The 15,184-nt window shown below is 36.1% G+C and carries 11 protein-coding genes; 1 reads left to right on the forward strand and 10 read right to left on the reverse strand.

The window, feature by feature from the left end; translation table 11 throughout:
* The first annotated feature begins 594 nt into the window (after positions 1 to 594).
* Positions 595 to 1,467: a YitT family protein gene (locus HNP81_RS20655; protein ID WP_034301526.1), complete on the forward strand. Its 873-nt coding sequence runs from the start codon at positions 595 to 597 to the stop codon at positions 1,465 to 1,467.
* A 332-nt stretch (positions 1,468 to 1,799) separates the two neighbouring features.
* Here HNP81_RS20655 and HNP81_RS20660 read toward each other — a convergent pair whose 3' ends face one another.
* The 10 genes from HNP81_RS20660 to HNP81_RS20705 all read right to left on the reverse strand — a co-directional run bounded on the left by HNP81_RS20660 (position 1,800) and on the right by HNP81_RS20705 (position 15,092).
* A complete protein-coding gene (locus HNP81_RS20660) occupies positions 1,800 to 1,994 on the reverse strand; it encodes a cold-inducible protein YdjO-related protein (RefSeq protein ID WP_051404923.1) in 195 nt (64 codons plus the stop codon).
* Between the two features lie 843 nt (positions 1,995 to 2,837).
* Positions 2,838 to 3,044 (reverse strand): cold-inducible protein YdjO-related protein, encoded by a 207-nt coding sequence (locus HNP81_RS20665; protein WP_028391376.1) that lies wholly within the window; start codon positions 3,042 to 3,044, stop codon positions 2,838 to 2,840.
* A 204-nt stretch (positions 3,045 to 3,248) separates the two neighbouring features.
* A complete protein-coding gene (locus tag HNP81_RS20670; protein ID WP_182503861.1) occupies positions 3,249 to 3,530 on the reverse strand; it encodes a hypothetical protein in 282 nt (93 codons plus the stop codon).
* Between the two features lie 179 nt (positions 3,531 to 3,709).
* Complete coding sequence (gene recQ, locus HNP81_RS20675; protein ID WP_376766775.1) at positions 3,710 to 5,857, reverse strand: DNA helicase RecQ; 2,148 nt, start codon at positions 5,855 to 5,857, stop codon at positions 3,710 to 3,712.
* A 344-nt stretch (positions 5,858 to 6,201) separates the two neighbouring features.
* Positions 6,202 to 6,999 (reverse strand): LysM peptidoglycan-binding and 3D domain-containing protein, encoded by a 798-nt coding sequence (locus HNP81_RS20680; protein WP_182503863.1) that lies wholly within the window; start codon positions 6,997 to 6,999, stop codon positions 6,202 to 6,204.
* Positions 7,000 to 7,575: 576 nt separating this feature from the next.
* Positions 7,576 to 8,448: a CvfB family protein gene (locus HNP81_RS20685; protein WP_182503864.1), complete on the reverse strand. Its 873-nt coding sequence runs from the start codon at positions 8,446 to 8,448 to the stop codon at positions 7,576 to 7,578.
* Positions 8,449 to 8,785: 337 nt separating this feature from the next.
* The gene (locus HNP81_RS20690) at positions 8,786 to 9,967 is read right to left on the reverse strand and encodes a CapA family protein (protein ID WP_182503865.1); all 1,182 of its coding nucleotides are present in this window, start codon (positions 9,965 to 9,967) and stop codon (positions 8,786 to 8,788) included.
* Positions 9,968 to 10,101: 134 nt separating this feature from the next.
* Positions 10,102 to 12,966: an ATP-binding protein gene (locus HNP81_RS20695; RefSeq protein WP_182503866.1), complete on the reverse strand. Its 2,865-nt coding sequence runs from the start codon at positions 12,964 to 12,966 to the stop codon at positions 10,102 to 10,104.
* Positions 12,956 to 13,324 carry a response regulator gene (locus tag HNP81_RS20700; RefSeq protein WP_028391383.1) on the reverse strand — a complete coding sequence of 123 codons (369 nt, stop codon included), beginning with the start codon at positions 13,322 to 13,324 and terminating at the stop codon, positions 12,956 to 12,958. The genes HNP81_RS20695 and HNP81_RS20700 overlap by 11 nt, the downstream gene beginning before the upstream one ends.
* 151 nt (positions 13,325 to 13,475) lie before the next feature.
* Positions 13,476 to 15,092, reverse strand: a complete 1,617-nt coding sequence (locus tag HNP81_RS20705) for a GGDEF domain-containing response regulator (RefSeq protein WP_312859714.1) — start codon at positions 15,090 to 15,092, stop codon at positions 13,476 to 13,478.
* Positions 15,093 to 15,184 lie beyond the last annotated feature (92 nt).

The following is a 15,184-nucleotide window of genomic DNA, read 5'->3' on the forward strand; positions in this document are numbered from 1 at the left end:
CGCGATAAGTACCTTGCGCTTCCTTAGTGGTTAGTCGATGTGTACCCCCACAGTGGACTTTCACCACCTAGATAGTTGCCATGCCTGGCACACATTAAAAAGGGTGAGACCCCTCCCCCTTATGAAAGTTTCACTTAATTATCAGTGTATAGTAATCAACTCATACAGAAAAGACATTTCTTAACTTTGCATGTCAATATATGAATAATGGATAGACTTCATACAAATTTTATCTATAAATAAATGCCGTAAAATCTTTTGCAATTATTAGATCCAATAGCTAGACAAGATAAATCTTCCTTTTGTATCTTCGTTCGTCATAACACTATTTATAAATAATGATGTTCAGCTCCAAAAATGTTACTTAAATCCCATAAGGTTTTTATAGTGAAACTTCAATCAGTAGAGGTCTTACTACCCGTTAAGGAAATATAAACTGTTTTTTTTGAAAATTTAATGAATAATAATATTTTTATGATTAAGTAGACTGTATAATAATTAATGAAGACTATACTATTTATGTCAAGTACGTATTTAGACAGAAAGAGAGGGGTCTCTATGTCAAACGAAACAGATTTAGTGACAGTTGAAACAATGATTAAGAAAACGAAGCATAAAAAGCTCACTCCGAGGCAAGTTCTTCAAAGGGGAATATTAATTACAATCGGAGCAATATTAATGAGTACTGGTTTGGAAGTATTCCTTGTTCCTAATAATGTTATCGACGGAGGAATAACAGGGATCTCAATTATGCTTTCTTTTCTATCAGACTGGAAATTAGGAGTATTTCTCTTCGTTCTAAACCTTCCGTTTTTCTTCTTAGGCTATAAACAGATTGGTAAAACATTTGCATTCTCTACACTTTACGGCATTGTCGTACTTTCTATCACATCCATATTTCTCCATCATGTTCCAGCGTTTACACAAGATATTTTACTTGCCTCGATCTTTGGCGGAATTATTGTCGGCATCGGCGTCGGAATCGTTATTCGATATGGCGGTTCTCTAGACGGTACAGAAATATTAGCGATACTTGCCAGCAAGAAGCTCCCTTTTTCAGTTGGGGAAATGATCATGTTTTTCAACTTATTCATCTTTGCTTGTGCTGGTTTTGTCTATACATGGGACCGGGCAATGTATTCCGTCCTTGCATATTATGTAGCCTTTAAAACAATGGATATCGTCATTGCTGGATTGGATGAATCAAAATTTGTTTGGATCATTAGTGATGAATTTCGCGAAATTGGTGATGCCATTTTAAACCGACTAGGGCGTGGTGTAACGTACTTAAGTGGAGAAGGAGCTTTTTCTGGAGATGACAAGAGAGTCATTTTCTGTGTAATCAACCGCCTTGAAGAAGCTAAGCTTAAGGAAATTGTAAAGGACTATGACTCATCTGCATTCTTAGCGGTAGGAGATATTGCAGAAGTGCGCGGGGGACGCTTTAAAAAGAAAGACATACACTAACAAAACAGAAATGTCGCTATAACACACCATTTACTATGAAGTATCTACAATGTAGTAAGCTACACTCGCCAAATCACAATAGTGGCGGTGCAGAGCTGGAAATTTAGATGCTTTCTAAGTTGAAGTTCGTATACTTGCTAAGTAGTAGGCTCATTTGTAAGTCACGAAGACCCTTACCTATGGCCTTCATACAAAAAGAACTAGCCATCAGTGAGGTTAAAAATAACCTTCTAATGGGTAGTTCTTTTTCATAAAAGAATGTTAATAATTGCAGTCATGAAGTTGATTGAATAAAAATAATACACATTAGATGTGTAGTTCGCTTGTTGTTCTTATTTAAATCCTGGATTATCAATCGCTTGGAGCATCTTTGTCGTAGCAACCATATCACTACTGCATAAAGGACAGCTAGGCTGTTCACTCATGGTAAAATTCGCTCGAACCCATCCCTTACAAGTCGGAGATACACAATCCCAAATCTTTGTTTCTACCGGTTCCACTTCTTCTGTATTATTACGTCTATACAAAATAGCTCACTCCTCTGATTAAAATGGTTCGGTGCGGATTCCCCCAAAAATTGTTAACCATTAATAGTCGTTCTATTTCATTATACCATAAGAACAACATAAGCGCTTTGCAAAAGGAAAACTATCGTTACATTATGCTCTCTCCTATCTTCCTTTTTTAGGACTTACATCTAGAAGGGAAAATGATCTGTAGAAGCGAAATAATTTTACAATATAAAAAAGAAGCTGACTCAATGCAAAGGGACATACCCCGCAACCAAAACAGTATAAGATAAGTGTATGAAACACTAGATACTGATACAGAGCGCAAGGGCTGTCCCTTATGCAAGACCCTATTAAGTTAAACACAATGATGACAGATTTTTCAATGTGTTTCGTAAAGCATGAGAGTAATTTCTGATCCAAACCTAAAACAATGAAAGCCCTACCTCTCTCCCATCACTACGGTTCCTAGACCGCGCCAGCGAGAATCAGATTTGACTGTAAGTACATGTTTATTAAAGGTAACTGTAGGAAATCCCTAGACACAAGGGTTCATTATCCAATGGAAAGAAAGAATAGAAGTGTGTTTACTTGAAGAATAAAAAAACTTGTGAGGAAAATACAAATGGGTTTCTTTACTAATAAGCCATTAGGCTTCATTACATACACGTTGTCGTACTTCTATGCTGCTAAAACATCACTGTTTTACCATGCTTTAATAAAAATGTTCTATTTAAAATTACCCTCTGTGTGATTCATAAGAAAAACACATAAGAAATATACTATATCATCGTTTAATAAACTTGTCAATGTCTTTTCCCATGAAGAAAGGGATTACTTTATAGGCAATCCCTTTACGACTTAACGATAAGCATTATACTCGTTTGTAATTTTCGGTAATTCCCTTATTTCTTCAACTAAATTGCTCCCACACATTGGACAAGTATTTTCTGCACTTGCAAAATCTTTTCTCATCCAGCCATTACAAGCGTCCGATTCACATGAATAGACGACTGTATCGACCATTTCTACAACGGGTTCCTCTGCATTCTTTTTACCAAAGTACATAAGAGTAACCTCCTTTATGGATAGTATACTCATAAATACCAGGATTTATTTATCAAAAAAACAGGTGGATGTAACTAATTCATCAACACCCTAAAACATCATTAAAAGTAGCTTACAACCTCACTCTAATTCAATGGAAATAATAGACAAGATGATCATTAAATGATTTAGTTCAATAATCAACGTCTTAACTAATTTTGGTTATTAAGTATTCGCAGTAATTCCAAACAGTACTAAAAAAAACAGTAAAACAATAAGGTAAATGCCGATAAAAATAGCCATTAGTATCAATTGTGCCTTAGCAAAATTCCTCTTGTTCAAATTGGCGTCACCGCCGAATGCCCAAACAAACAATAAGATAATGTTAACGAACGGTATGATTAACAATGCTAAAGTGCCCAACCAACTTTTTACTGAAATTACATTCGTATTACTTGGGATATTCTTCTGTTGTTGAATTGGTGGTGTATCACGATTCTCTTCCATCTGGCCCCTCCAAAAATCAATTTTTATACAACTACATTCATTTTACGTAGCCACGATTAAAAATTATCATTTTAGATGTCTAATGCTCTTTTTTTGATGACCATATAATATAAGTAAAGAAATAGGTTACCAACTTCTTAAATTAGTATACTCATAAAAATTGAATTTATTTATCCAAATTATGCATTCGTTTGTCCCATTTTCAATAAAGCTAATTTTATCATGAAATAAGATATATCTTCTGGTAAATTTTCTTTAATCGGCTTTAGTTTATCCGTACCTATGCTTTCAATAGCTTGATAGATCAACTCCAGTTTCTCCTTAGGAAGAAACATGTCCCACTCTATATTTAAACCCTCTTCCTCGCATGTAACAAGATGATTTTCAATCGTTATTTTACTTAAACCACGTATACTTGCAATTTCACCAGTGCTGTTTCCTTCTTTGTACAAACGGTAAGTTTCCAAATATGTAGCTTCTTTTTTTGTTTGTTTCTTACCTTCCATCACAATTGGTTTCTCCAATTCAGCTTCCGGGTTATCTTCTAGATATTTAGCAATTGTTTGAAGGAATCGATCACCGTAACGATCTTGCTTCTGCTCCCCAACACCTTTAACCGTTAGCATTTGTGAAACAGTTACCGGCAATTTAGCGGCCATGTCTTTTAATGTCGCATCGGAAAATATTATAAAAGGCGGAACCTTTTCATTCTGAGCAATTTCCTTTCGAGTTTGGCGGAGCATTTCGAACAAACCGCTATCTACTGTTGTAATAGTTTGTACCTTCTTCAATTCTTTTTTCATAACCTTACGCTTTCCAAGTAAAACTTCTTTGCCCGTGTCACTCACTTTTAGCACTGGATATTGGCCGCCGGTTATTTCAATGAATTGCTGGGCAGTTAAATAGTCGATAAAATCAGCGACATGCTTAGCTGATTTTGCTGAAAGAATGCCATAAGTCGTTAACTTCTGGAAACCAAATTCTTCTATTTTCTTCACCTTAGAACCTGTTAACACCTGACTAATTAATGTTTTTCCAAAACGTTCACCCATACGAATCATGCAGGACAAAACCATTTGTGATTCTGTCGTAACATCCATTTCAACACGATTGTCTTTACAATTCTCACAGTGCCCACAATCTTCAGGATTCTCTTCTCCGAAATAGCGAAGAATGAAGGCTTGTAGACATCCTTCTGTGAAACAATAATCTTTCATTTGATTCAACTTCTGTAATTCCTGATCCTTCCATTCATCTGTGCCTTGCGATTGATCAATGAAAAACCGTTGAATATGTAAATCCTGCGGCGAATAAAGTAAGACACATTCACTGTCAAGACCATCTCGACCGGCACGGCCCGCTTCTTGATAATAACTTTCCATATTTTTTGGTGTTTGATAATGTAAGACAAACCGCACATTCGATTTATCAATTCCCATCCCAAAGGCAGAAGTAGCCACCATAACCGTTATATCATCTTTTAAAAAACCCTCTTGTTGACGAGTACGTTCCTCCTCATTCATCCCAGCATGGTATCTACCTGCTTTAATCCCTGAATTCGTAAGTTTTTGCGAAATCCGGTCTACGTCTTTTCTTGTTGATGCATATATAATTCCAGACTCACTCTGATTTTTTTCCAAATATCTCATTAAAAATTGCGCTCTATTTTCATCCTTCAAAACGGAAAATGTTAAATTATTTCGGGCAAAACCAGTGGAAAATTGATGATCTAATTTGATATCTAGAGTTCGGCAAATATCTTCCTTGACGATTGGTGTAGCAGTAGCTGTTAGGGCGAGGACAACCGGATTCTGCGGAATTTCTTGTAGGAGTGTTTTGATTTTCAAATAACTCGGACGGAAATCATGCCCCCATTGTGATATACAGTGCGCCTCGTCAATGGCAACAAATGAAATGTCCAGTTCACTTAATTGATGCAAAAAATGAGGAAGTTCCAATCTTTCCGGAGCAATGTATACGAGTTTATATATTCCGGCTTTGATCCCAACCAATCGTTCTGCCGCTTCATTAGCACTAAGGGAACTATTAAGAAACGTAGCTGAAATGCCATTTTGATGTAAAGCATCCACCTGATCCTTCATCAAAGAGATGAGAGGGGAAATGACTAGCGTAATTCCGGAAAAAATTAGTGCTGGGATTTGATAACAAATTGATTTCCCTCCGCCAGTCGGCATAATTCCAGCAGTATGGTATCCCGCTAGAACCGATTCGATAATTTCTTCCTGACCAGATCGGAATGAATCATATCCGAAATAAGTTTGAAGCAACTGTTGATGCTCACTTTTCAACACGTTCACCCTTTCCATTCATTTTCAAAAATTGTACAAGCACTTTCATTATACGTAAAGAACGATATGAAGACAAATTGAATTATATTAGAAACTTGAATCGCTCAATGAGCAAAAATCAATATATGAATAACAACATAAAACCTTTTATTACAAAAGGTCGGACAATGCGTACAATCTCTAGTTAAATTAACGTAAAAAATAAATATAGTACGCTAAACAAAATAAAAAAAGGTGTTGCAAAAGAAGGGTCAGACCTCGCATCAACTAAATTCAGTATAAGGTAAATGTTTGATACTCTACCTACTGATTTAGAATGCGAGGTCTGACCCTATAAGACACCTTCCGTTTATGTAAAGCGTTTAGTTTAAAACTTTAACTTTCACATTTTTTCTGCCCCAATTTTTTGCATCTTGCAAATCAGGTACGAAGACATCAATTTTATTTCCTTTAATCGCGCCGCCCGTGTCTCCGGCTACTGCATATCCATATCCTTCAACATAGACTTTTGAACCTAATGGAATGACAGATGGATCAACTGATATTACCTTTGTATCTGGATTGTTTTTCAGATTAATTCCAGTCGCTGTAATTCCGCTACAACCATTACAACTTGCCGTATATGCTGTTGCAGTAACAGTTATTTCCTTTTCAATACTTTCAGTATTAGCATCCGTTTTTGCAGCTTGTTTAACGACTGGTTTTGTTGCTGCCGTTGATGCTGATTGCTTTTTCGGCTGTGCCTCTGGAACTTCAGCGGTTCTTGGTTGTTGAATGGCTTCAGATTGAACTGGCGCCTGACTTATACTATCCAATATAACAATCTGATTGTCTGGATAAATTAAATCACTTTCAATACCGTTCCACTCTTTAATATCATTGACTGTTACTCCGTTTGTTTTCGCTATATTCCATAATGTATCACCAGATTTAATCGTATAATATTTTTCATTCGAAACCTTTAGTATATCGCCCGTATGAATTCGAGCCGTTTCCAAACCGTTCCATGTCATAATGTCTTCTACAGATACTTGATGTGTTTGAGAAAGTCCCCATAATGTATCTCCATCTTTCACTTTCACATCCTGGGCATTTGCTTGTGACCCTAGACTAATGGACAATACTGCAACCGCAGCTAATGATAAGACTGATTTTTTCATATAATAGTTACCTCCCTGTTCGCTTGTTCAAGCTAACAATATTCATGTTAACACAGAATCTCCCCCTGCAAAGAACAAGCAGATGAAGATCTAGTAACAAACATAACAGCGGGATGACAAAGAGATAACGAGTAAACTGAATAGTCAAACAATTCCCGCGTGAATAAATGCTCAAGTAAAAACGAGCAAAACATTAATAGTACAATGCTCTCGCCACATAAATAGCTTGGTATTTGACGTCAAGAGGTAGATTGCATACTAATAATTTAGATTAAAAAATTATGTTATCTACATAAAGTGAAACTTTATTCCCCTTTACAACAAGGCTCTGTTAAACTTGCCTATTGATTTCTTCTTAAGTGTTCGCTTTTCGCGGGCGATCCGTAAGCCTACATGGCGCTGTACGCCTGCGGGGTCTTCACTTTGACTCGCTTTTCTAAGCAGAAGTCTCACACCATCCGCTCAAAACAACATAGTGCCAAAATTAACAACGACGTTTAACAAAGCCTATAACAAAAAAAGGATGATGAACAGATTTCACAATATTAAAGTGAAAAACTTCATCAACCCTCAGCTTTATTTTCGATTTGAAGAATAGGTCCAGCCATCTTCTTGATAGACTTTATCTTCTTTCATTAGTTTCCCAAGTGCGCGTTTGAAAGCACCTTTGCTTAAGCCAAAATGGAATTTTACATCTTCCGGCAATGTTTTATCACCATATGGCATTGCTCCACCACGATTTAATAAATATTTATAAATAACAGCTGCGTCTTCTTCCATTTTATCTTGTTTGAAAGGTAAAAGGGATACATTTAACGTCCCATCCTCTTTCCGATCAATAACTCGCCCTTCCACATGCTCACCTAGTCGAGGTTCTTCTACTCGTTCTGTTTCATGGATAAAGCAACGATACCCTTCTTGTGAGATGAAAAATGAACCAACCAATAATAAACGGTATACGTTTCCTTTAACCGAAGCGTTACGAATTCCTTTTAGCGGGGCTTCAACTGACGTTTCCTGCATCACATCTTCTGTCGCAAGTTTTCCTAATAATCTTTCATGTCTGTCGGTTTTTAGTGAAATATACAAGGCATCTCCCACTTTTGGCCATAAATGACGTAAATTCGGTAGATCATCAACTGAAACCAAAATATCTTTACTAATACCGATATTTACAAATACGCCCATTTCTTTTTTTACGCTGACAACCTCAGCCCAGCCATAGGAATCAAAGCGTACTTCAGGGATTTTCATTGTTGCGGTCAAGCGCCCCGTTTTATCTAGATATACAAACACTTTTACTTTATCACCAATTGAAATTTGTGAATCAGATTGGATTTCACTGTTAGGGAGAAGTATACTATCCATCCCATCACCCATAAAATAACCATACTCAGCTTCTCGTTCTACTTCTAATTTGATGGCTATTCCAGCCTGTATTTTACTCATCTTTATACCTCCTGAAGCATATCACTACATGTACTTCTAATATTGTACCCGTTTTTATTATTTAGCGTATGTAAAAAAGAATAATTAATGTCGTCCACTAAATTCGAATGACCGTATACAGCATAAGTAGCTATGCTTCTATTCTGTTTGCCATATTTGAATCTATCATTTTTCGAAAGAATTGTATATGTTAAATTAAAAAAACATCGTTGGGCATATGATCTAAAGCCCAACGATGAAAAAGGTTCAGGTCCTCAATTTGCATTACCATATGAAGGTGGCGGTGCGGGACTAATTTTGCGAAGCCCCGCTCCTTTTCCACAGAAAAAGGTCGGAATTACTGCAAGTAACTCACGGCTCCTTTTTCATCAATCTTAATATTATAAGAAAGCTGATTAAGCTTTGATATAATCGCTTGGTTAAAGTTTTCGTCCATGAATTGAGGTTGTCCTTTGACAATTTTCGCAGGCTTGAGCGAAGAAGAAATTTCTCCATTATCCAAGGTAACTTGGACAATCATCGTTTCTGAACCTTTTTTTGAAGCAGATTCTGTGAAGATGAAATTACCAAGACTATAATATATTGGACACCCTTTGTACTCTTCAATCCCCATCAATGAATGGCTGTGGGAACCAATAACGGCAGAAGCACCTGCATCAATGAATGCTTTCCCCATTTCTCGAGCATAGCTTTCCGGGTAATCTTGCCTTTCTCTATTCCAATGAATCATCACCATCAGATAATCCGACTGCTCAGCTGCTTTCTTTACATAGGACATCATCGGTTCATTTTGATAGCCACTTGCAATGCCAGGTTGATCCCCTTTTGCTGCCCAGGAGACCTCAGGCAGAACCCTACTTATCCCTATAATTGCAATTTTCTTACCATTCACTTCCTTATAATAGGCAGAAAAAGCCTCCTCTTCGTTATTCCCTGCACCTGTATAGGCAATATTGTACGATTTTAAATGATCAAATGTATCACGTAATGCGTCGATTCCATAATCTAGTGTATGATTATTTGCCAAGGAAACGACATCAACACCTGAGTTGACTACTCCTTGCAATGTCTTTGGATCCGATCGAAAGGTAAACTGCTTATCAGCTGGGATACCGCGTGTTGAGACAGATGTTTCAAGATTAATTGCCGTAATATCAGAGTTCCGGAGCGATTCGCCAACTTGTATAAATGGGTAATCTACTCCATATGCATCTATTAATTCCCCTACACTTCGATCTAATAAAACATCTCCGGTAAACGTTACTGTGATTGGTTTATGCATTTCCGATTGCTCGCGCTTATGTACGTCCGGTTCTTTTTCTAGAAAAGAGGATTCTGGAACTTTCTTAACAGCAACTTTCGTAACCTGGTTTTCTTTTGCAGAAAAAGCCGGTACAACCTGTTTTTCCATCGATTGCAGCTGAAAAAGATAGAATGCAACACTAATAAATAGACAGACAGATACTAATAATGTCGTTTGAATAAGCAGTTTCCTTGTACTACGAGTTATTCTACCCATATACCTTCTCCGTTCCTATTTTATAGACTTTATCTATCTATTATACCAAAACTGGTAATTCTGTTAAACCCATCCAGGCGTTCCTACTAAAGATTTCAACATCACCTACATCTATCACAATAAATGTAAATTGATTATTCAGGCACTAAGATTTGACCTTGTTTCCCATTACTTAACAAAGTGTGCATAATCACTTTGGAAAGTTGACTTGGCTGGTAAGGCTTTACAAGATATTCTTGAGCACCTAAAGAATAACCTAGTTCTTTTTCATCTAGAGCTGTTGAAACAAAAATCGGTATATGTTGGAATCGTTCATTTCCCTTTAATTCTTTCATAATACTCCAGCCATCCATTTCATCTTCTTCAAGTAGAATATCTAGAACAATGGCGTCTGGGACAGCTGTTTTCATTTGCTCAAACGCTTGACTTCCACTGCTAAAGTAACTAACATGGAATCCGCTATCAAGTAATTCAAGTTTTAAAAGTTCAGCTAAACTTAAATCATCTTCAATGACAATGATATTGTAATTCAAATCTGATGAGATTCCTTCCGCTTGTTTCGTTAGCTCTCTTGTTATCACTCTTGGAAATTCAAGTTTAAAGACACTTCCCTTTCCGTATACAGATTCGACGAGTATTTTTCCACCACTAGCTTTTACAATTTCTTCAACAATTGCTAGTCCAAGCCCAGTTCCGCCAATTCTTCTGTGATCCGAATTGTCTACTCGATAAAACTTTTGGAATAAATGTGGAATAGCGTCATTAGGAATACCCAATCCTTCATCCTCAATTTCGATGAATACGGATTCAAGGTTCTCACTTATTCTTACTGTAATATTTCCCCCATTTGGCGAGTATTTTATTGAATTGCTAAGAAGATTCGTAAACACTTGTTCAAGCTTAGATTTATCGCCAAAAACAATGGACTGATGTATATCCGATTTAAGCGCAAAATGATGAAGGGTCGTATTCACTTTTTGGTGCTCGATTGCCGTTTCGATAATTGGATATAAATCCACATATTTCTTCTCATATGTTTGCTTACCTGACTCCATTCTTTGAACATCAAGGAAATCGTTAATTAATAGAGTTAACCGATTTGCTTCATTATAAATCGTCTGCAAATATTTCATTTTTCTTTCTGGCTTTAATTCTTTATTTAATAGAAGTTCCGTAAAACCTAGGACACTTGCTAGAGGAGTCCGTAATTCATGACTCACTGTGCTTACAAATTCAGATTTCATTTGATCAACTTCGTATTCTTTCGTTATATCACGATGGACAAGCATTGTTCTTAGTGTATCATCCCCATGATAGATCGTTTTCGCATACACCTTAATTATTTGTTTTGTATCCTTTTTACAATAAACAAATGATTGCTCATCTTCTGCATTTACGGCTGATTCAATGACTTTTTTCAAATCGACGAGGAATTTATCCCCTTCAATTTGCTCAGCCATAAGCGAGCTCCATTGCGTCCATGTCAATCCTATCCAACCATTTATTAATGTTTTTTGATTAAAGATGGTATTTAGACGCTGATTTACTTGAATCGTTTTACCATCTTGATCAATCAACTGAATTCCTTCTTGAACTGCATTTAAAATATCTTGATTTAAATTACGATTACTCTCCGTTTCTTCATACATCCTGATTGTTTCAAGAGAAATTGCAATTTGTCTGGCTAAGGCTTCATATTCACTTAAATCCTTGTCTGAGAAATTGTGACCATATCGGCTGAACACCATGATTGCTTCAACTTTATCCAAAGATGATAGAACGGGTAAATACAAATCATAACAATAGTTTATATTCTCATGATATCCTTTTTCTGCAATTTCTTGTTCCCGTTTCAAGGTGAATGCTTGCTTTGTCTCAAACAGACGCTGTACCAACCCTATATCCATAAAACGAATAAATCGATCGATACCTTTTTGTGTTAGACCAAAGGCGGCATAAGCGTCTTCTTCTACTAGTTTAATGATACCTCGATCTGCACCAATCAACTTACACATGTTTTGAACAACACTTTGCAGAACTTCTTTTTTATTTAAGGTACTAGAAATACTATGAATTAATTCATTTCTTCTAGAGAGTTTTTGCTCATGTGATCTAAGACTTTCTAACGTGGCTTCAAGTTCATGCTGCTGTGCATGTAATTCATCTTGTTGGGCGATTAACTCTTCATTTTGAGCAACTAATCCCTGTTCTTTTTCCTGAATACTTTCAACCATCTTCTGGAAAGCAACAGATAGCGTACCTAATTCGTCTTTTCTCTTAGGATCCACATGAATAATCGCTTCTCTACCAGCGGCAATTTCATTTGCGGCAAATGAGAAGTCAATCAGTGGTTTGCCAATATTTCTAAAAATCATTCGAATAATATATTGGACGAACAATAAGAAGAGAACAATAAAACCAATAAAGATCAGCTGTAAATTTGATTGATTTTTACTAAGTTCGACTACATTCTTCGCTAACTGATTATCAAGCGCTGAGCTTATGGCCTTCGTATCTTTTAGAAACCGCTCCACTTTCATGGTAGTCTCTGTATTTGCTATATCAAGAATTTCAGTATGATTACCATTTTCATAATTGGTAATCATATTTGGCAACACATCACCAAAATAATAATCTGAAAACTCAACCATTTCTCGGAAATTGGATATATCAGAAATAGTCACACTATCCCGTTCTAGTTCTGAAATTAACGCTCTTATCCCCTTTTCTTTGCCTCTTGCACGCTCCATCAATTGTTGGTTATTCAATGCAACATATCCTCTAATATCTAAAAAAACTGCGTTATATTCATCATAAATCGCATTAATCGTTTTCCGTTTTTCAACGAGGACCTTGCGATTCTCGATATATTGATGATTTAAGTTTTGTTGAAGAAAAAACAAAAGGGCAGTACCTAAAAGACCAAATATAAAACAAGCACTGATGAGTAAAATAACCTGTCTGGACAGGCTGTTCCGAAAATAATTACTAAGCCTCATTTACAATTTCCTCAATTTTCTCTAAAAGTTTAAGAGGACTGAATGGTTTTTCCATAAAATAGTCCGCACCTGCTAACAGAATTCTTTCTTGTTCATAGGCTTGACTTTTTGCTGAAAGCATCAAAATTTTCGAATGTCCCAGTGTTTCGCCTGCCTTAATTTTTTCAATTAGCTCAAGACCTGTATATACCGGCATCATATAATCAAGAATTACAAGATCATATTTTTCCATTTTCAAATAATCAAGTGCTTCTTGGCCATCAGCCGCTTCGTCAACGATAAAATCTTCATCCTCAAGCGTGTCAACAATTAACATCCGTAACACCGCTTCATCTTCTGCCAATAAAATCCGTTTCATGTTTTTCCTCCTTGAATAAAATGAGTAGAAATCGAAAATAGCTGAATCACTCACATTATTTTTCTATCATATTCATACTTGTAAGTGATCTTCTAATAACACCCATTCTATATAGATCGGATTTTTTATCATTTTTTCTAGCTTATCTGCATTATTTTTCTCGTTTTAGTAAACGTTCAATTCGCGCCTGAAGTTCAGGCACTGAGAAAGGTTTTGTAACATAATCATCTGCACCAAGCTTCAATGCTTGAGCAATATTTTCTTTGCTCTTTCGTCCAGTCAGCATTAATACCGAGAATTGGTTTGCATAAGGACCAGACTTCACTTTTTGTAAGACCTCAAGTCCATCCATGATTGGCATGACTCCATCAACAATCAAAAAATGATCCCGACCGTCATCTGCCCTTCCCGATTCAAAAAATAAAGGTCCATTTTCAAAGACCGCAATATTCAGTTCTAAATGACCCATGTCAATCGATTCGATTATTTTGTAGAGCATGGTTCGAATAATGATATCATCGTCAATGACTGACACATTGAGTACATTCTTTTTGTAAAAAAGGGACCTTCCAGAAGTTTCCACCCTCGCTCTCCCTAAACGCTTTGCCTCGTATAAAGCGTGATCTGCATACTTAAACGCTTCTTCAGGAGTTACGAATTCATCATCAACCGTATATAATCCAGCAGAAAATGTGACGGTAAAACTCTTCTCTTTATATATAAACACTTTTTGGGAAAATTCATGAATAAGTTCCGTCAGCCTTTGTTGAGCATCTATATTCTTGGTTCCTGGAAATATAATGACAAACTCTTCTCCCCCATACCTGAAAATTAAATCAGAACTTCTAATGGATCTTTTAATAAATTGGGCAAATTCATTTAGCACTCTATCCCCAAACAAATGTCCGTATGTATCATTCACTTGCTTAAAGTAATCAATATCTACCACGCTGATTGAGAATGCCTGTTTCGACCGTTTATATTCTTGAAAATATCGCGGAAGCGTTTCTTCCAAAAATCTTCTATTATAGATTTGAGTTAATTCATCTATTAAGACCGATTGATCAAACATTTTCTTCCTTTGTATATGTCGTTCTATCTTCACAATGAACTCTTCAATATCAATTGGCTTACCGATAAAGTCATCTGCACCAGATTGATAAGCTTTTATTCTTGTTTGCTTGTCATTTTGTATACTTATTATCATCTTAGGAATGAAATACTTTTCATTATGAGTCTGTATATCTTCTAAAACGTGAAAGCCGTCTTTCATAGGTAAATGTATATCTAGAATTAAAAGATCAGGCTGCATTTCGAAATATTGATTAACCGCTTTTTCAGGATCAGTATTTGTTATCACCATCCAACCTTTTTCTTCAAGCATATCTTTAAGTAGAATTAACATGGACACATCATCATCAATTATCTGGATTAGCGGTGCATTCGAAGGTCGGATTGTACTAGTTTTTATTGTTATATGTTTAAAATTTTCATATTCATAAGTTAACTCCATTAAATCAAATAAAAAGTTTCTTAGCTCATCAAGCTCCCAAACTTTATGGCTATTTTCATCAAGGTCCAAAAGAAGCCGATCAGATACTTGCATCAGACCGCCAAGCTGAATGGTTCCAGCAGTTCCTTTGATGGAATGTAGAAAACGATAGACGTCTCTTTGAGGAATTCCTTCATTTTCTTTAGGTTCAAACCAATTCGTTAAAACCTTCTTTGTATTTTGTATTAAATGATTCTTATATTTTTCCAAATTCACAAATATCCCCCTATTACAAACTTACCTTCATCATAATACAATCCACTCACATTACATAGAAATTTTTCTGAGGTAAAGAGCGGGGCTACTCA

Source organism: Peribacillus huizhouensis (genome assembly GCF_014138605.1).
GTDB classification, from domain to species: Bacteria; Bacillota; Bacilli; order Bacillales; family DSM-1321; genus Peribacillus; species Peribacillus huizhouensis.